Genomic DNA, 18,737 nt, shown 5'->3' on the forward strand with positions numbered 1-18,737 from the left:
AGATCCGCGCTTACATTGAGCAGGAGGCCTGTTTTGACTTACCTCATCGACCGTCGCTTGCAGGGCAAGAACAAGTCTGCGGTCAACCGCGAACGCTTCCTGCGCCGCTACAAGGCGCAGATCAAGGATGCCGTCGGCCGCGCCATCAAGGGCCGCTCGATCACCGATATCGAAAACGGCGAAAAGGTCACCATCCCCGTCAAGGATGTGAACGAGCCCCACTTCGGCCACGCCCATGGCGGCGTCTGGGAAACCGTCAATCCCGGCAATACCGAATATCAAAAGGGCGACCAGTTCAGCCGCCCGCGCGGCGGTGGCGCCGGCGCCGGCCGCGGCCGCCCCGGCAACAGCGACCAGACCGTCGAGGACGATTTCATCTTTGAATTGTCGCGCGAAGAATTCATGAATTACTTCTTCGAAGATCTCGAGCTGCCGAATATGGTCAAGACGCAGTTGACCCAAACCATTGAGTACAAGAATCAGCGCGCCGGCTACAACGTCTCGGGCACCCCCTCGAATATCCACGTGCTGCGCTCGCTGCGCGGCGCCCTGGGCCGGCGCATCGCCGTGGGCGGGCCCACGCGGCGCCAGTTGGCCGAGGCCCAGGAACAATTGCAGGCGTTGTTCGACGAAGGTGCGCCGGCCGACGACCAGGGCGTCATCGAACTGCGGGATCACATTCATCACCTGCGTATCCGGCTCAATGCGATTCCGTTTATCGATCCGTTCGACCTGCGCTACGCCAACCGGATCAAGGTTCCCAAACCAAGTACCCAGGCGGTAATGTTCTGCATCATGGACGTGTCGGGGTCGATGGACGAAACCCGCAAGGACACGGCCAAGCGCTTCTTCATTCTGTTGTATCTGTTCCTGAAACGCGTGTACGAGAAAATCGATGTGGTCTTTATCCGCCACCACACGGCGGCGGCCGAGGTCGACGAGAACGAGTTCTTCCATTCGCGCGAATCGGGCGGCACCGTCGTGTCGTCGGCCCTGCACCTGCTGCAAAAAGTCATCAACGAACGCTACGGCAGCGCCGACTGGAATGCCTACGTGGCGCAAGCTTCCGACGGCGACAACTGGGACAACGATTCGGTGCTGTGCAAGCAGATCCTGTCCAATGCGATCATGCCGCGCGTTCAGTACTACACGTATGTCGAAATCACGGACGGCCCGCCACAGAATCTGTGGGAACAATACTGCGACGTCGCCAGCCAGCACCGCAACTTCGCGATGCAAAAGATCGTGACCCCGGCCGATATCTATCCGGTGTTCCGGGAACTGTTTAAAAAGCAGGCCAAGTAGCCACGCGAACAGCCGAACCAGCCAACCGCAGCGAGGTGCCTCATGCCAAGAGATCCGGACAATCCGCGCGCCCTGCCCGAACAGTCGGAATGGACTTTCGACCTGATCGAGCAGGCGCACGAAGAAATCAGGCGTGTGGCCCAACGCTATGGCCTCGACACCTACCCGAACCAGCTCGAGATCATCACCGCCGAGCAAATGATGGATGCCTACACCTCGGTCGGGATGCCGGTGTCATACAACCACTGGTCGTTCGGCAAGCATTTCCTGAGCACCGAGAAAAGCTACCGCCGTGGCCAGATGGGCCTGGCGTACGAAATCGTCATCAATTCCAATCCCTGCATCGCCTATCTAATGGAAGAGAACAGCCTGACGATGCAGGCGCTGGTGATCGCGCATGCAGCGTACGGCCACAACTCCTTCTTCAAGGGCAATTACCTGTTCCGAAGCTGGACTGACGCCGACGCCATCGTCGACTATATGGTGTTCGCCAAGAATTACATCGCTGAATGCGAGCAGCGCCATGGCATCGATGCGGTGGAAGAATTGCTCGATTCATGCCACGCGCTGCAGAACCATGGCGTGGACCGCTACAAGCGCCCGGCCAAGCTGTCGGTGGCGCAAGAGGCGGCGCGCACCAAAGAGCGCGAAGACTACGCCCAGTCGCAGGTCAATGCCATCTGGCGCACGCTGCCGCTGCGTGAAGAGCAGGTGCACAGCGCCGCGCCCGTGCGCTTTCCGCCCGAGCCCGAAGAAAACCTGCTGTACTTCATTGAGAAATATGCGCCGCTGCTGGAACCATGGCAGCGCGAACTGGTGCGCATCACGCGCAAGATCTCGCAATACTTTTATCCGCAGCGCCAGACCCAAGTGATGAATGAAGGCTGGGCCACGTTCTGGCACTACACGATTTTGCAGGACCTGTATCAGGAAGGCATCGTCGGCGACGGCTTCATGCTCGAATTCCTGCAAAGCCACACCAATGTCGTCTACCAGCCGCCGGCCAACAGTCCCTATTACAGCGGGATCAACCCGTATGCACTCGGTTTTGCAATGATGAGCGACATCCGCCGCATCTGCGAACACCCGACCGATGAAGACCGTACCTGGTTCCCCGACATCGCCGGCAGCGACTGGCGCAAGACGCTGGACTTTGCGATGCGCAATTTCAAGGACGAGAGTTTCATTGCGCAGTACCTGTCGCCCAAGCTGATCCGCGAATTTCACTTCTTTGCCGTGCTGGACGACGATCGCAGCGACAAACTGTCCATTTCAGCCATCCACGACGACGCCGGCTACCGTTATGTACGCCACAAGCTGGCCGAACAATACAATCTTGGCAGCCGCGAGCCGAATATCCAGGTTTGGCAAGTCAATACACGCGACGACCGCGCGCTGACACTGCGGCACACGCAGTACAACCGGCGCCCGCTCAACCAGCAGGCGCAAGAGGTCCTCAAGCATGTGGCCCGCCTGTGGGGCTTCGACGTGCGCCTCGAGACAGCCGATCCCGACGGCCACGTTGTCAGCTTCATCGAGTGCCGGCGCGAAAAGCGCACACGCTGAACGCCTGTCCTTCACCCACGGATCGGCGTTCGCGCCGATCCCGCACCCTGCTTTTCAGCCCACTTCACCTGTCAATACCACATGTGCGTAGGAACACGTACGTACTTGTGTTCGCTTGATATCGCCAATATCGGAATTTCATGGTATGTTGCCGTCATCACATGTTGGCGCTGTCACATCTACGTCATGGCAATATGGTGGTGAAGTACCTAGCAAAACTAAGTAATATAGTTTGGCGAAGCAGGTGTGCGGCCTCGCAGCTTTCATTCCTGTGAAGTTGAACCCCTGTTAGGCGCACGGTTGAGTTATCTCAATGGTGAGAAGTCGTATAACTTTTATCTATAGCTTGTGAAGGAAGGTACCTGTTCCAGGTGATTCGTTCTCCGATGCAAGTCCCGGTGAACAGCGATAGTTTGCACAAAAGTCGTCGCATCGTCATAGGAAATTTGCCATACAACACAATTAACGACAATAATTTGGCTAAACCAGCCTGAGCATTGATCTTCCACGTAACGAGGAGAATCCATAGATAACACGACACATTTTCCGGACCTCCAAACCCCGCCGTGCAGCCCATCCGTTCTTGTATAGATGAGCTGGTTTGCCAGCATTTACAAGCAGTTAGCGGTCCTTTCGCCGCCGTAAAAATGTATGTGCAAAAAAGAATTCGTAGGTATAATTCCTCGAATGTCCCGGATGCGGCTCTAGGTTTCCGTCGTATTTAGTGGGTTTGGTAGCAACAAAAAAGAGTTGGCATTGGAGAAATATGGCATGAATTTTTCGAACGAAAAGCAACCCGGGAAAAATTTCACAGGATTCATCGTTGTGCTCATCTTCCACATCCTTGTGGGTTGGGCACTCGTTGCTGGCCTGGGGACCCGGATCGTCAGCACGGTGACCGAAGCTGTGGAGACCAAGCTGATTGAAGAAGTGGCTCCGCCGCCACCACCGGAAACCCCGCCACCGCCGCCACCGCCGGAAATGAAGGCTCCACCGCCTCCATTCATCCCGCCGGTCGAAGTGCAGGTGCAGCAGCCGCCACCGCCGCAGAACGTGATCGCCGCTGCGACGCAGACGCCGCCACCGACCACGTCGCTGGCACCGCCTGCACCACCGGCACCATCGGCGCCGCCAGCACCACCGGCACCGCGTGGCGTCAGCCGCAGCGAAGCAGTAGCAGACTTTAATACTTGCGCACGTCCGGAATATCCGCGTTCGTCGCAACGCAATGAAGAAACGGGTACCACGACCCTGCAATTCCTGATTGGTGTCGATGGTCGCGTGTTGGAAGCCAAGCTGGCGAAGTCAAGTGGCTTCCGAGACTTGGACCGGGCCGCGCAATCGGCTCTGAGCAAATGCCGATTCAAGCCAGCCATGATCGATGGCAAGCCGGAACAGGCGTGGACAGCGGTGCAGTACGTCTGGACGCTGGAATAAAACCGGGACAAAACACCGTCTCAAACTTTGATTGTCGTTGTCGTAAGTTCAGCGAACTGTCTATTTAAATATTTTGGAGGAAGCATGTTTAAGAATACCCGTTTGTCCGCTTTCCTGGCGGCTGTCCTGTTGTCGGTAACCGCAGCATCGGCGCTGGTGTCGGCACCAGCCTTCGCTCAAACCCCGGCAACCGACGCAGCTGCTCCAGCGGCGACCGACGCAGCTGCACCAGCCGTTGATCCGGCTGCTGCGCCTGCTACTGATGCTGCTGCTACCGCTGCTCCGGCCGATGCCGGCGCGCCAGCTGCTGCACCAGGCACCGAAAAAACCGAAGAAGTCTACAACCCGTACGGCCTGCAGGCCATGTGGGAACACGGCGACTTCGTCAACAAGGGCACCCTGATCATCCTGTCGCTGATGTCGATCGGTTCGTGGTACATCATCATCACCAAGCTGATCGATCAGCAAAAAGTGATGAACCAGGCTAAAGACATGAAAGCCAAGTTCTGGAAAGCACCGTCGATCGTCGCTGGTTCGGCTACGCTGAAAGAAGGTTCGCCATTCCGCTTCATCGCTGAAACCGGCACCAAGGCTACCCAGCACCACGATGGCGCCCTGCTCGAGCAGATCGACCTGTCGACCTGGGTTACCATGCAGATCCAGCGCGCTGTTGACCGTGTTCAGTCGCGTCTGCAAGATGGCCTGTCGTTCCTGGCAACCGTTGGTTCGACCTCGCCGTTCATCGGTCTGTTCGGTACCGTCTGGGGTATTTACAACGCACTGACCGCCATCGGTATGTCGGGTAACGCATCGATCGACAAGGTTGCAGGTCCAGTTGGTGAAGCACTGATCATGACCGCCTTCGGTCTGTTCGTTGCAGTTCCTGCCGTCCTGGGTTACAACTGGCTGGTTCGTCGTAACAAGACCGCGCTGGAAGACATCCGCTCGTTCTCGGCTGACGTGCACTCGGTCCTGATCTCGGGCGCAATGTCGACCTCGAACGCAGCAATCAGCGCCAAGAAGATTGGATAAATTATGTCGATGAGTGTCGGATCCGATAACGGAGAAGATGAGCTGAATTCAGAGATCAACACGACGCCACTCGTTGACATCATGTTGGTTCTGCTGATCATCTTCCTGATCACGAGTCCGGTGGTTCTGAAGCTGCAGAAAGTTACCCTGCCTGCAGAAGAGAACCAGGTCACCCTGACCAAACCGGAAGACGTTAACATCACCGTCAATAAAGACGGCGAAATGTACTATAACCAGCTGCACCTCGCGAACACGGACGAGCTGTTCAAGTTCCTCGCGGAGCAGTCGGTGAAAGTGCCGCAACCGGCAGTGAAAGTTCGTGGTGACCAGGAATCCCGCTACGAAGCGATCGGTCGGGTCATTTACACGGCACAACGTGCTGGGGTGCAGAAGGTTGGTTTCGTGATCGAACCACCGGGCTGATAGCCCTGCACGCGGCGTCAGGCTCATCGAGCCGGGCGCCGCGCCCTTCTCCCAACATTTGAAAAGGAAACACCATGAGTATGAGCGTAGGTTCGAGCTCCGCTAAGGATGCTGATCCGGAACCGATGATGGAAATGAACATGACGCCGTTGATCGACGTCCTGCTCGTTCTGATCATTATGCTGATCATCACGATTCCGAAGCAGAACCACTCGGTCAATCTGAACATGCCGACGGGTACCCCGCCACCGATGACGGATGTCAAACCGGTCGTGGTCACCATCGATGTGGACTTTGACGGCACCATCCTCTGGGATGGCGAAGTGATTCCGGATCGTGCAGCCCTCGAAGCAAAGATGAATGCAGTCGCAGCAATGGCTGACCAGCCTGAAGTGCACCTGCGTCCAAATAAGCTGGTAGAGTATAAAGTTGTAGCCGGCGTGATGGCATCTGCCCAGCGCATTGGCGTCACCAAAATCGGCATGGTCGGTAACGAGCAATTCCAGTAATCGTTCCATGTTTTGACCAACACGGCAGGGCTACCCCCTGCCGTGTCCATTTTGAAATAAGGATTTTTCAGATGATCAAGTTCCGTCTCGCTCACCTCAGTATCGCGATGGCCGCACTCGGCTTCGTTGCCGCCACTCCGGTGATCGGCCTGTCCTCCGCTGTCGCTGCAGAAGCACTGCGCGCGGAGATCGGCAAACCACTGCAGCAAGCCCAGGCACAAATGAAACAGGGTAAGCACAAGGACGCACTGGCGACCCTGCGTGGACTGGACAAAGTGGGCAACAAGACCGCCAACGAAACCTACACGATCGAGCGCGTGCGCGCCGCTGCAGCCTCGTCGGCCGGTGATTTTGATACCGCTGCCAAATCGTTTGAAGCACTGCTCGATTCGGGCAAGCTGAACGCCAGCGAGCGTTCGCAATTCTCAGAAGGCCTGGTCGGCATCTATATGCGCGCCGGCGATCTGAACAAAGCCAACAGCACCATCCAGAACCTGCTCAAGCAGAAGGATGATCCAAAGCTGCGCGCTTACCTGCTGCAGAACTACTACAAGCAAGGCAACACCGCCGCGCTCGAGCAGGAACTGAGCAGAATCGAAAAAAGCGGCCGCCTGAGCGAAGATCAGCTCGGCATGCTGGCCAATATCCAGCTCAAGAAAAACGATACGGCCGGCTATGTCCGCACCATCGAGAAGCTGGCAGCAGGCTACCCGAAAGCCCAGTACTGGACCGACCTGCTGAACCGTGTGCAGCGTCAGCCAGGCTACTCGCAGCGTCTGAACATCGACGTCTACCGCTTGAAGCTGGCCAATAACCTGCTCAAAAAGCCAAGCGAGTTCATGGAAATGGCCCAGCTGGTGCTGCAGGCGAAAGCGCCGGCCGAAGCGCTCAAGATCATCGACCGCGGCTACAAGGCCGGCGCACTGGGCACCGGTGCCGATGCCGCGCGCCACCAGCGCCTGAAGGAACTGGCCGAGAAGAACCTGGCTGAGCAAAACAAGAACTTTGCTGCGCTCGAAGCCGAGTACACCGCTGCCAAGGACGCAGACCAGATGGTTGGCCTGGGTTACGCAATGGTGCAGGCTGGCCAGACCGACAAGGGTCTGAAGATGATGGAAGAAGCGATCAAGGCCGGTGGCCTGCGCAATGCCGACGAAGCCAAGCTGCGCATGGGCGAAGCCTACGCTGTCGCTGGCAAGAAGCAGCAAGCCATCGCTGCCTTCAAGACCGTTGGCGGCAAGGACGGCACTGCCGAACTGGCCCGCTACTGGATCCTGGCAGTCAACCACCCACTGTCGTAACTGGTTAGAAAGCGGTAGGGTGGACGGGTTCCCCGTCCACGTGTTCAACGTAACGTCGCATACCATGAGCGAGGTTGGTTTGAACGCGTGGACGGCATAGCCGTCCACCCTACGTTGCAATCGGCCAGAACGCCGCCCTCGGGCGGCGTTTTTATTTGGTCTGCATCTGCACGCCGCACCCTGCAAGATCGACGGCCAACCATTCCTTCTATGCAACGTCGGAGTTGCCGCGCAGTTCCCGTATAATCAGGCTTTTGGCGCCGCATACCGATAGCATGGCGCGCAACCGGAACCAGACTTGATGAAGGTATTTCGCGGACTTCCCAACGACAGGGCGCGCGCACCCTGCGCACTCACGATCGGCAATTTCGACGGCGTCCATCGCGGCCACCAGGCCCTGCTGGCGCAAGTGCGCGGCGCAGCCGACCGGCTCGGTCTGGACGCGGCCGTGATGACGTTCGAGCCCCATCCCCGCGAATACTTTGCCCACAAACTGGGCGACCCGTCCAAAGCCCCGGCACGCGTGGCCAATCTGCGCGACAAGCTCGAAGACCTTGACCAGGCCGGCATCGACCGCGTCATCGTCGAACATTTCAATGAACAGTTTGCCGCCATGTCGCCGCAGGATTTCGTCCAGCGCGTGCTGGTCGACGGCCTGCACGTCAAGTGGCTGATGGTGGGCGACGACTTCTGCTTTGGCGCGCGCCGCGCCGGCAACATCGCGATGCTGACCGAGGCCGGCCGTGAACACGGTTTCGAGGTCCACACGCTCGGCGCCGTGATGCATGGCGACGGGCGCATCTCGTCCTCGGCCGTGCGCGCGGCGCTGGCCGGGGGCGACTTTTGCGCCACCAGCAGACTGCTCGGGCATCCTTATGCGATGTCTGGCCACGTGATCCATGGCGCCAAGCTTGGCCGCACGCTGGGTTTCCCGACACTGAACCTGCGCGTCACGCACCGCCCTGCCCTGTCCGGCATCTTCGTCGTGCAGGTGCATGGCCTGGCCGAGCATCCGCTGCCGGCCGTGGCCAGCCTGGGCGTGCGCCCCACCGTCGAAGACGCCGGCCGCACCTTGCTCGAAGTCCATGTGTTCGACTATGCCGGCCAGTGTTACGGCAAGCTGGTGCGCGTGGAGTTTCTGGCCAAGCTGCGCGACGAAGAAAAATACGCCGACCTGGCCCTGCTCACGGCCGCGATCGACAACGACGCGCTGCAGGCGCGCGCGTTCTTCGACCGGCGTAATGGCGCGCTGAACGCGACCGACCGAATTTGAGTGCGCTTCCCGGCCAGTCGACGATTGGCAGGAAGCGCCTCACCCTGTTTGCCAGACCCCATTCGACGCGGCGCAAGGCGCCGTGCACACGAACACCCAACAAAAGAACCTTATGTCCGATACCAAACAGCACAACCCTGCCAAGGGCGGCAAAAAGCCTGAGAGCAAATACCCGGTCAATATGACCGATACCCCGTTCCCGATGCGCGGCGACCTTGCCAAGCGCGAACCGGGCTGGGTCAAGCAGTGGCAGGACAAGAAAATCTACGAGCGCGTGCGCAAGGCAGCCAAGGGCCGCCCGACTTTCATCCTGCATGATGGCCCGCCGTATGCGAATGGCGATATCCACCTGGGCCACGCCGTCAACAAGATTCTGAAAGACATGGTGCTGAAGTCGCGCACGATCGCGGGCTTCGACGCGCCGTACGTGCCAGGCTGGGATTGCCACGGCATGCCAATCGAGATCCAGATCGAAAAACTGTACGGCAAGAACCTGCCGACGGCCGAGGTGCTGCAAAAGGCCCGCGCTTACGCGCTCGAACAGATCGACCGCCAGCGCGCCGGCTTCATCCGCCTGGGCGTGCTTGGCGAATGGGATAACCCCTACATGACCATGGCCTACAGCAATGAGGCCGACGAGCTGCGCGCGCTCGGCACGCTGCTGGAAAAAGGCTATGTCTACCGGGGCCTGAAGCCCGTGAACTGGTGCTTCGATTGCGGTTCGGCGCTGGCCGAAGCCGAAGTCGAATACCAGGACAAGCGCGACCCGGCGATCGACGTCGGCTTCCCGTTTGCCGAACCGGAAAAAATCGCTGCCGCCTTCGGCCTGGACAAACTGCCCGCAGGTGACGGTTTCATCGTCATCTGGACCACGACCCCCTGGACCATCCCGTCGAACCAGGCATTGAATGCCGGTCCGGAAGTCCAGTACTCGCTGGTACAGACCGAACGTGACGGCAAGCAGCTCCTGCTGATCCTCGGTTCCGAGCTGGTCGAATCGTGCCTGACGCGCTACAAGCTCGAAGGCACGGTCGTCGCCACCACCGTCGGCGAAAAGCTGGCCGGCATCAACTTCAAGCACCCGCTGCATGCGCAGGATGCGTTCTATGACCGCCTCTCGCCGCTGTACCTGGCCGACTACGTCACGGTCGACAGCGGTACCGGTGTCGTGCACTCGGCGCCAGCCTATGGCCTGGAAGACTTCGTGTCGTGCAAGGCGCACGGCATGCAGGACGACGACATCCTCAAGCCGGTCATGGGCGACGGCCGCTTTGTCTCGACGCTGCCGCTGTTCGGCGGCCTGACCATCTGGGAGGCGAGCAAGCCAATCTGCGCGGCACTGACCGAAGCCGGTGCGCTGTTCGAACTCAAGATGTTCGATCACAGCTACATGCACTGCTGGCGCCACAAGACGCCGATCATCTACCGCGCCACCAGCCAGTGGTTCGCGGGCATGGACCTCACGCCGAAGGATGGCGGCCCGACCCTGCGCCAGACGGCGCTGGCCGGCATCGCCAAGACCCAGTTCTTCCCGGACTGGGGCCAGGCGCGCCTGCACGGCATGATCGAGAACCGTCCGGACTGGACGCTGTCGCGCCAGCGCCAGTGGGGCGTGCCGATGGCCTTCTTCATCCACAAAGAAACCGGCACGCTGCACCCGCGCACGCCGGAACTGCTGGAGCAAGTGGCCAAGCTGTTCGAAAAGGGCGGCATCGACGCCTGGCACACGCTCGACCCGGTCACGCTGCTGGGCGACGACGCCGCGATCTACGAAAAGAACAGGGACACACTCGATGTCTGGTTCGATTCGGGCGCAACCCACCAGACCGTGCTGCGCGGCTCGCACAAGGAGCAGCTGGGCTTCCCGGCCGACCTGTATCTGGAAGGCTCCGACCAGCACCGCGGCTGGTTCCACTCGTCGCTGCTGACGTCGTCGATGCTCAATGGTGAGCCGCCGTACAAGGCGCTGCTCACGCACGGCTTCACGGTCGACGAACATGGCAAGAAGATGTCCAAGTCGCTCGGCAACACGATGGCGCCGCAGAAAATCTCCGACACGCTCGGCGCCGACATCCTGCGCCTGTGGGTAGCTTCGACCGATTACACGGGCGAGCTGTCGATCGGCGAAGAAATCCTCAAGCGCGTGACCGAATCGTACCGCCGTATCCGCAACACGCTGCGCTTCCTGCTGGCCAATACGTCGGACTTCAATCCGGCGCAGCACGCGGTGCCGATGGGCGAGCTGCTCGAGATCGACCGCTACGCGATCGCCTCGATGGCCCAGTTGCAGAAGGACGTGGCGGCCCACTTCGAGCGCTACGAATTCCACCCGGTCGTCTCGCGCCTGCAGAACTACTGCTCGGAAGACCTGGGCGGCTTCTATCTGGATATCCTGAAGGACCGCCTGTACACGACCGGCATCGATTCACCGGCGCGCCGCTCGGCGCAGACCGCGCTGTGGCACATCGCGCATGCGCTGCTGCGCGTGATGTCGCCGGTGCTGTCGTTCACGGCCGAAGAAGCGTGGGCCGTGTTTGCGGACCAGGAAACGTTCAACGCCAGCGATGAAACCATCTTCACGCAGACGCTGTGGACCTTCCCCGAACTGCCGGATGGCGATGCGCTGCTGGCCAAGTACGCCTTGCTGCGCCAGGTGCGCCTGGACGTGACGAAGCAACTGGAAGAAGTGCGCACTTCGGGCGCGATCGGTTCGTCGCTGCAGGCCGAACTGGCGATCAAGGCCTCGGGCGAGAAGTACCGCGCGCTGGCCAGCCTGGACGACGACCTGAAGTTCGTCTTCATCACGTCGCAGGCGAGCGTCACGGAAGTGGCAAGCGAGGCTGAAGAAGCCGTGGCCGTGGTGCCGTCGGACGCCGAGAAGTGCGAGCGCTGCTGGCACTATCGCCGCGACGTCGGCCACGACCCTGCGCATCCAACGCTGTGCGGCCGCTGCACGAGCAACCTCTTCGGCGCCGGCGAAGCGCGCCGCTTCGCATAAGTACCGGGTCCAGACACCATGGCAACCAAAAAGAAACCAGCGCCGTCCGGCGCCACCTTAGTCAAGCGCAGCACGAACAAGAGCGTCGGCGCCAGCATGTTCCCCTGGATCGGGCTGTCCCTGATCATCGTCTTGCTCGACCAGGTGACCAAGCTCACCGTCGAACGCACCTTTGCGTACGCCGAGACGGTGCCGATCACGGGCTTCTTCAACCTGATCAAGGTGTACAACCCGGGGGCGGCGTTCAGCTTCCTGGGCGACGCGAGCGGCTGGCAGCGCTGGCTGTTCCTGGGTATCGCCATTGGCGCCGTGGTGTTCTGCCTGTACATGATGAGCAAGAATGCGACGCAGCGCCTGTTCTGCTTCGCGCTCGCGCTGATCATGGCCGGCGCGGTCGGTAACGGCATCGACCGCGTCGTGCATGGCCACGTGATCGACTTCCTCGATTTCTACTGGACCGGCATCGGCCACTTCCCGGCCTTCAATATCGCCGACATCGGCATCTCGGTCGGCGCCGTGCTGTTCGTGCTGGATGAATTCCGGCGCGTGAACAAGTCGTGACCGGGACGAAGCCATGAGCATGGACCTGAAAGGCAAGCGCATCGTCCTGGGCCTGACTGGTGGTGTCGCCTGCTACAAGGCGGCCGAGCTGTGTCGCGCCCTGGTCAAGCACGGCGCCAGCGTGCAGGTCGTGATGACCGAGGCGGCGACGCATTTCATCGGCGCCGTCACCATGCAGGCGGTGTCGGGCAACCCGGTCTACCTGGACCAGTGGGATGCGCGCATGGCCAACAACATGGCCCACATTGACCTGACCCGGGGCGCCGATGCGATCCTGATCGCGCCCTGCTCGGCCGATTTCATCCGCAAGCTGGTGCACGGCGCGGCCGACGATCTGCTGTCGCTGCTGTGCGTGGCACGGCCGCGTCACGTGCCGCTGCACGTGGCGCCGGCGATGAACGTCGAGATGTGGGACAACCCGGCCACGCAGCGTAATGTAGCGCAGCTGCGCGCTGACGGCATTTGCCTGTTCGGCCCTGGCCGTGGCGCGCAAGCCTGTGGCGAGACGGGCATGGGGCGCATGCTCGAAGCGGATGAACTGGTCGACGAACTGATTGCCTCGTTCCAGCAGAAGGTGCTGGCCGGCCGGCGCGTGATGATCACGGCCGGGCCGACGTTCGAGCCGATCGATCCGGTGCGCGGCATCACCAATCTGTCGTCCGGCAAGATGGGCTACGCCATCGCGCGCGCTGCGCGTGAAGCCGGCGCCGACGTCACGCTGGTCTCCGGGCCGGTGTCGCTGCCCACGCCGCATGGCGTGCGCCGCATCGACGTGCTCACCGCGCAGCAGATGCACGACGCCGTGATGGCCGGCGTCACGGGCCAGCACGTGTTCATTGGCGTGGCCGCGGTGGCCGACTGGCGCGTGGTCAATGCCAGCGACCAGAAACTCAAGAAGACGCCTGATGGCGCCCCGCCGGCGCTGGAATTCGCGCAGAACGCGGACATCCTGGCCTCGGTCGCGGCAACCGTGTCGCTGTCGGGCTGGCCGTACTGCGTGGGCTTTGCCGCCGAATCCGAGCAGCTGGAAGCCTACGGCGCGGCCAAGCGCGAAAAGAAGGGCATCCCCCTGTTGGTCGGCAATATCGGGCCGCAGACCTTCGGCCAGGACGACAACACGATCATCCTGTTCGACGAACACGGCCACGTGCTGCTCGAGCGCGCCGACAAGCTCACGCTGGCGCGCCAGCTGGTGTCCGAGATCGGCAAGCGCCTCGAACAACGCTCCCTGCTCACCTGATCTGCTCATTTGATTACCTGTTTACCCAAGAATTTGTAATGAAACATATCGATCTCAAAATCCTCGACCCGCGCCTGCAGGACCTGCTGCCGGCCTACGCCACCCCGGGCAGCGCGGGCCTCGACCTGCGCGCCTGCCTCGATGCGCCATTGACCATCGCGCCAGGCGAAACCGTGCTGGTGCCGACCGGTCTGGCGATCCATATCGGCGATCCGGGTTACGCCGCGATGATCCTTCCGCGCAGTGGCCTTGGCCACAAGAGCGGCATCGTGCTGGGCAATCTGGTAGGCTTGATCGACTCCGATTACCAGGGCCAGCTGATGGTCTCTACCTGGAATCGCAGCAGCACCGCCTTCGTGCTGCAACCAATGGATCGGCTCGCGCAGCTGATCATCGTGCCGGTACTGCAAGTGGCTTTCAACGTGGTGACGGACTTCGCGTCGAGCGACCGTGGCGTCGGTGGCTTCGGCAGCACCGGCAAACAATAACAAACCATGAGGAGCACCCCGATGCGCATCCAGCGCCTGTACCGATTCACTTCCCCGGCGTTGATCGTCGCCACGGCAGCGCTGCTCGCTGCCTGCAGCACGCCGGGACCAATGCAATCGTCGACCGAGCCGGGCGCCGTGCCGGTCGAACAGGCGCCGGGCAAGCCCGAGGTCACGCCGCAGATGGCCGCCGCCGCCGAGGTGCTCCAGCGCATGGCAACGCAGCACGACCGCCTGTACCGCGTCGCCGCCCCCCTCCTGATCGACAACGCCGCGCTGTGCACCAAGCACGCGCGCAACCTGCTGGGCTTCACGGCAAAGAACCGCTACACCTATCCGGGCCAGTACAACGAGGCAGCGTGGGTGGTGCTCGGTATGGACGAACATCTGCAGGTCACGAATGTCCTGAACGGCAGCGGCGCGGCCAAGGCTGGCCTGCGCCAGGGCGACCGCCTGCTGGCCGCCGCCGGCACGCCATTGCCCGTGGGACCGAATGCCCTGAGCAAGGCCGGCGCCGTGTTCGGCCCGATCATGGCCAAGCAGGCCAGCCTGCCGCTGTCGATCGAACGCAGTGGCAAGCCGCGCGACCTCACCATTCCCGTCACGCGCGCCTGCGCCTTCGCCATTGAGCTGGGCAACGCCGACAACATCAACGCGTACGCCGACGGCAGCCGCGTGATGGTCACGCGCGGCATGCTGGGCTTCGCGCAGAACGATGACGAACTGGCGTACGTGGTAGCGCGCACGATGGCGCACAATATGCTGGGCCATGCGGCCACGCAGCGCAATGCGGCCACCATCGGCAGCATCATCGACAACCTCACCGCCATCACGCCCGATACCTCGATGCTGATTGGCAGCGGCGGCATCAAGGCAATGCCGGCGGCCGACGACGTGGCAGCCGACCGCCTGGCGGTCTACCTGCTGGCACGCGCCGGCTACCGCTACGAAGGTGCGTCCGCATTCTGGAAGCGCCTGGCGGCGACCTACCCGGCCAAGATCCTCAATGGCTACACCGCGAACCACCCGGCCACGCCGATGCGCGTGGCGGCGATCGACAAGACCGTGGCCGAAGTCAAGGCCAAGCAAAGCGCCAAGAAACCGCTGGTGCCTTGAGCACTGGCCTGCGCGCCGACACGTGCGGCGCTTTTTTTGTATGATTGTCCATCTTATTCACCCGCCCCGGCGACACGAACACCATGGACAGCATCGACCTCGACGTACTGAAAACCTGCGCCGCCTGGCTTGACGGCGGCCAGCGCTGCCAGCTGGTCACGGTCATCAAGACCTGGGGTTCCAGCCCACGCCCGGTGGGCGCCACGCTGGCCATCTGCGAAGACGGCCAGGTGGTCGGCTCGGTCTCCGGCGGCTGCATCGAGGACGACCTGATCGCCCGCGTGCGCGACAACGGCATCGAAATCACCCTCCCCGAAATCATCAGCTACGGCATCAGCGCCGACGAAGCGCACCGCTTCGGCCTGCCCTGCGGCGGCACCATCGAGCTGGCCATCGAACCGCTGTCGGTCGACAGCGGCATCAACGAGCTGCTGGCGCGTCTTGGCGAGGGCGAACTGGTCGAGCGCAGCGTGCAGCTGGATACCGGCGCCGTCACGCTGTCCACGGCGCAGGCCACGGCCATCCAGCGCGTCGAGGATGGCGTACTGCACACGCTGCACGGCCCGCGCTGGCGCCTGTACATCATCGGCGCCGGCCCGCTGTCGCGCTTCCTGGCGCAGATCGCCGCCGGCATGGATTACCGCGTCACCGTGTGCGACCCGCGCGAAGAATACCGCAGCGGCTTTCACATTCCCGGTGTGACGCTGGTACACGCGATGCCCGACGACCTGGTGATCGACGCCAAGCTCGATGCGCGCAGCGCCGTCGTGGCGCTCACGCACGATCCGAAGCTGGACGATCTGGCGCTGATGGAAGCGCTCAAGTCCGAGGCCTTCTACGTCGGCGCGATCGGCTCGCGCGCCAACAACGCCAAGCGGCGCGAACGCCTCAAGCTGTTCGACCTGACGGATGTTGAGCTGGCGCGCCTGCATGGGCCGATCGGCCTGTACATCGGCAGCAAGACCCCGGCCGAAATCGCGGTGTCGATCATGGCTGAAATGACGGCCGTGAAGAACGCGGTGCCACAGACGCTACTCATGCCGCATGCGGCCGCACTGACGCTCGCCAGCGCCGCCTGACGAACGGGTATCGATGGCAAGAAGCGGCTGGCACATTGCTGCCGGCCCTGCCACAATGGTCAGCCTGACAACTGGCCATTTCTTTCGACGTCATGAACACCGCGAACATGCTGCGCCTCGTTGCGCTGGCCGCCATCTGGGGCGGCTCCTTCCTCTTCATGCGCATCGCCGCGCCGGTGCTCGGCCCGGCCGTGCTGATCGAATACCGGCTCGCATTGGCGGCCGTGTTTCTTGCGCTGGTGAGCTGGGTGTTGCATCTGCGCGGGCGCGGTGCGCTGCTGAACGTACGGCGCCACTGGCAGCATTACCTGATCCTGGGCCTGTTCAACTCTGCCCTGCCCTTCTTGCTGTTCGCGTTTGCGGCGCGCACACTGTCGGCGTCGGTGCTGGCGGTGCTCAACGCCACCGCGCCGATGTGGGGCGCGCTTGTCGGCGCCGTGTGGGCGCGCCAGCAGGTCACGCGGCGCAGCGCCCTCGGCCTGCTGCTGGGCACCGCCGGCGTTGCGCTGCTGGTCGGCTTTGATCATGTGACCGAACGGCCCGGCGCGGGCTTGGCCGTGGCCGCGGCGCTGATCGCCGCGTTCAGCTACAGCGTCGCCAGCCAGTACACGAAGTCGGCCGCCGCCAGCAAGGGCGGCGTGGCGCCGTTCGCCAATGCGCACGGCTCGATGTGGGCCTCGGCCCTGCTGGTGCTGCCGCTGGTCGCGTTCTTCCCGGCGCCGGGCGAGCCGACGGTTGGCATCATGGCCGCCGTGGTGACGCTGGGCGTGGTCTGCAGCGGCATCGCCTACATCGTCTATTTCAAGCTGATCGAAGACGTGGGCGCCACATCGGCGCTGACGGTCACGTTCCTCAGCCCCGTGTTCGGCATCCTGTGGGGCGCGCTGTTCCTGCATGAGGTGATCGGCTGGCACACGATCGCCGGTTCGGCGATCGTCCTGCTCGGCACGGCGCTGGTGACCGGATTCAAGCCGGCCTGGCGGCGCGTGCCAGCGCCAACGGGAATTTGATGACTGCATCCCACGCGATCGCCCTGCCGCCCGGCTACCGCGTCGCCGACGTGCTGGCCTTCCATGGCCGCGATCCCGAGCGCGTGGCCGAGCAGGTCGACGCGGATGGCTTGCGCAAGGGCATCCTGCTCGGTGGTGTGCCGACGCTGCTGGACATCCGGTTCGAGGCCGGCGCAGCGCACTGCAGCGTGACCTTTGACGGCCCAAGCACGCCGGCCCTGGAGGTGCAGGCGCACGAGGCGCTGCTGAACGTGCTGGGCCTGCGGATCGATCCGGCGGCATTCGGCGCGGCAGTCCAGGACGACCCGTGGTTGGGGCCGGTCGCGGCGCGCCAGCCGGGCCTGCGCATCGTGCAGTCGGCCACGATCTTCGAAGCGCTGACCTGGGCCATCATCGGCCAGCAGATCAACCTGACATTTGCCATCGCGCTGCGCCGCACGCTCATTCAACTGGCGGGCCGCGCGCATTCGTCTGGCTTGTGGTGCTATCCGGAGGCGCTAGACGTGGCCCGGCTCGACATCAGCGAACTCACGGGCCGCAAATTCTCGAATGCCAAGGCCGAGACGATCCTGCGCGTGGCGCGCATGGTGGTCGATGGCAGCCTGGTGCTCGAGCGGCACGCTGGCGTGGAGGATATTTCTGGCTCAGCGAGCGCCGAGGTCAGCGAAACACTACTGGCCATCAAGGGCATTGGTCCGTGGACCGTTAATTACGTGCTGCTGCGCGGCTATGGCTACCCGGATTGCTCGCTGGAAGGCGACGTCGCGGTGCGCGCCGCCCTGCACAAGCTCTCTGGCAGCGCAGTCCGGCCAACGGTATCGGAAGCAGAGCGCATGCTGGCACGCTATGCGCCGCATCGCACGATGGCAGCTGCCTACCTGTGGGCGAGCCTGGCGGACGCACCGCCAACAAACGAGTCTGCCTAGTCCCTAGTTCCAGCGCGGCAAACCATCGAACTGCTGCGCCCCCTCGCCCGAAAACCGGATCAACGCCGCCAGCGGGGCGATGGCCAGGTTATCGCACCCATATTTTCCGCCCAGCGCACTGGGAATTTTCAGGCAGTAGGTGCGCCCGTCGGTCAGTGGCCCCAGCGCGGCCTCGGCCAGGCACACGGCCTCGGGCATATACCAGTCGTTGAGAAAATCCTGGTTGTACGACAGGGCATCGAGCGCAGCGCGGTTGCTGGCCAGTGGTTCGCAACAGAGTTCGTGCGGGCGCAGGCACCAGAACTTGTCGTCCTCGTCGCGGATGATGAGATTGCCGAAGGCATTGGCGCCAAGCACTTCCACCGCGCTCATGCCGACCCAGCCCCAGGCCTGGTTGATGTCGTCTACATCGATCATGACTTGCCCCTGACTTGTCGTCTGTTGCAAGTTGGACCGGGCAGGCTGGCGTGCAT

General features: G+C 62.3%; 17 protein-coding genes. 16 read left to right on the top strand and 1 reads right to left on the bottom strand.

Annotated features, from left to right (window positions below):
* Window positions 1-33 precede the first annotated feature (33 nt).
* The 16 genes from HD842_RS16410 (at window position 34) to HD842_RS16485 (ending at window position 18,264) form a co-directional block, all read left to right on the top strand.
* On the top strand, window positions 34-1,305 hold the full coding sequence (locus tag HD842_RS16410) for a YeaH/YhbH family protein (protein ID WP_183555794.1): 1,272 nt from the start codon (window positions 34-36) through the stop codon (window positions 1,303-1,305).
* A 42-nt stretch (window positions 1,306-1,347) separates the two neighbouring features.
* Window positions 1,348-2,871, top strand: coding sequence for a SpoVR family protein (locus HD842_RS16415; protein WP_183555795.1), 1,524 nt, complete (start codon window positions 1,348-1,350; stop codon window positions 2,869-2,871).
* Between the two features lie 771 nt (window positions 2,872-3,642).
* Window positions 3,643-4,308, top strand: coding sequence for an energy transducer TonB (locus tag HD842_RS16420; protein ID WP_183555796.1), 666 nt, complete (start codon window positions 3,643-3,645; stop codon window positions 4,306-4,308).
* Between the two features lie 84 nt (window positions 4,309-4,392).
* The gene (locus HD842_RS16425) at window positions 4,393-5,340 is read left to right on the top strand and encodes a MotA/TolQ/ExbB proton channel family protein (RefSeq protein WP_221290656.1); all 948 of its coding nucleotides are present in this window, start codon (window positions 4,393-4,395) and stop codon (window positions 5,338-5,340) included.
* Between the two features lie 3 nt (window positions 5,341-5,343).
* Entirely contained in the window at window positions 5,344-5,763 is a 420-nt protein-coding gene (locus tag HD842_RS16430) for an ExbD/TolR family protein (protein WP_183555797.1), read from the top strand.
* Window positions 5,764-5,837: 74 nt separating this feature from the next.
* The gene (locus HD842_RS16435) at window positions 5,838-6,272 is read left to right on the top strand and encodes an ExbD/TolR family protein (RefSeq protein WP_183555798.1); all 435 of its coding nucleotides are present in this window, start codon (window positions 5,838-5,840) and stop codon (window positions 6,270-6,272) included.
* A gap of 71 nt (window positions 6,273-6,343) precedes the next feature.
* On the top strand, window positions 6,344-7,573 hold the full coding sequence (locus HD842_RS16440; protein ID WP_183555799.1) for a tetratricopeptide repeat protein: 1,230 nt from the start codon (window positions 6,344-6,346) through the stop codon (window positions 7,571-7,573).
* A 301-nt stretch (window positions 7,574-7,874) separates the two neighbouring features.
* Window positions 7,875-8,846: a bifunctional riboflavin kinase/FAD synthetase gene (locus HD842_RS16445; protein ID WP_183555800.1), complete on the top strand. Its 972-nt coding sequence runs from the start codon at window positions 7,875-7,877 to the stop codon at window positions 8,844-8,846.
* Between the two features lie 112 nt (window positions 8,847-8,958).
* Window positions 8,959-11,844, top strand: a complete 2,886-nt coding sequence (ileS, locus tag HD842_RS16450; RefSeq protein WP_183555801.1) for an isoleucine--tRNA ligase — start codon at window positions 8,959-8,961, stop codon at window positions 11,842-11,844.
* A gap of 18 nt (window positions 11,845-11,862) precedes the next feature.
* Complete coding sequence (lspA, locus tag HD842_RS16455; protein WP_183555802.1) at window positions 11,863-12,405, top strand: signal peptidase II; 543 nt, start codon at window positions 11,863-11,865, stop codon at window positions 12,403-12,405.
* A 19-nt stretch (window positions 12,406-12,424) separates the two neighbouring features.
* Complete coding sequence (gene coaBC, locus HD842_RS16460; protein WP_183555952.1) at window positions 12,425-13,645, top strand: bifunctional phosphopantothenoylcysteine decarboxylase/phosphopantothenate--cysteine ligase CoaBC; 1,221 nt, start codon at window positions 12,425-12,427, stop codon at window positions 13,643-13,645.
* Between the two features lie 38 nt (window positions 13,646-13,683).
* On the top strand, window positions 13,684-14,133 hold the full coding sequence (gene dut, locus HD842_RS16465; RefSeq protein WP_183555803.1) for a dUTP diphosphatase: 450 nt from the start codon (window positions 13,684-13,686) through the stop codon (window positions 14,131-14,133).
* 21 nt (window positions 14,134-14,154) lie between these two features.
* On the top strand, window positions 14,155-15,249 hold the full coding sequence (locus HD842_RS16470; RefSeq protein ID WP_183555804.1) for a M48 family metallopeptidase: 1,095 nt from the start codon (window positions 14,155-14,157) through the stop codon (window positions 15,247-15,249).
* An 83-nt stretch (window positions 15,250-15,332) separates the two neighbouring features.
* Window positions 15,333-16,328: an XdhC family protein gene (locus tag HD842_RS16475; RefSeq protein WP_183555805.1), complete on the top strand. Its 996-nt coding sequence runs from the start codon at window positions 15,333-15,335 to the stop codon at window positions 16,326-16,328.
* A 92-nt stretch (window positions 16,329-16,420) separates the two neighbouring features.
* Window positions 16,421-17,338: a DMT family transporter gene (locus HD842_RS16480; protein ID WP_229424791.1), complete on the top strand. Its 918-nt coding sequence runs from the start codon at window positions 16,421-16,423 to the stop codon at window positions 17,336-17,338.
* Window positions 17,338-18,264, top strand: coding sequence for a DNA-3-methyladenine glycosylase family protein (locus HD842_RS16485; protein ID WP_183555806.1), 927 nt, complete (start codon window positions 17,338-17,340; stop codon window positions 18,262-18,264). Before HD842_RS16480 ends, HD842_RS16485 begins: the two co-directional genes overlap by 1 nt.
* A 3-nt stretch (window positions 18,265-18,267) precedes the next feature.
* Here the strand turns inward: HD842_RS16485 and HD842_RS16490 are convergent, their stop codons facing one another.
* Complete coding sequence (locus tag HD842_RS16490) at window positions 18,268-18,681, bottom strand: T6SS immunity protein Tdi1 domain-containing protein (RefSeq protein WP_183555807.1); 414 nt, start codon at window positions 18,679-18,681, stop codon at window positions 18,268-18,270.
* Window positions 18,682-18,737: the final 56 nt, after the last annotated feature.

It is taken from the genome of Massilia aurea (assembly GCF_014200505.1).
Classification (GTDB): domain Bacteria; phylum Pseudomonadota; class Gammaproteobacteria; order Burkholderiales; family Burkholderiaceae_D; genus Telluria; species Telluria aurea_B.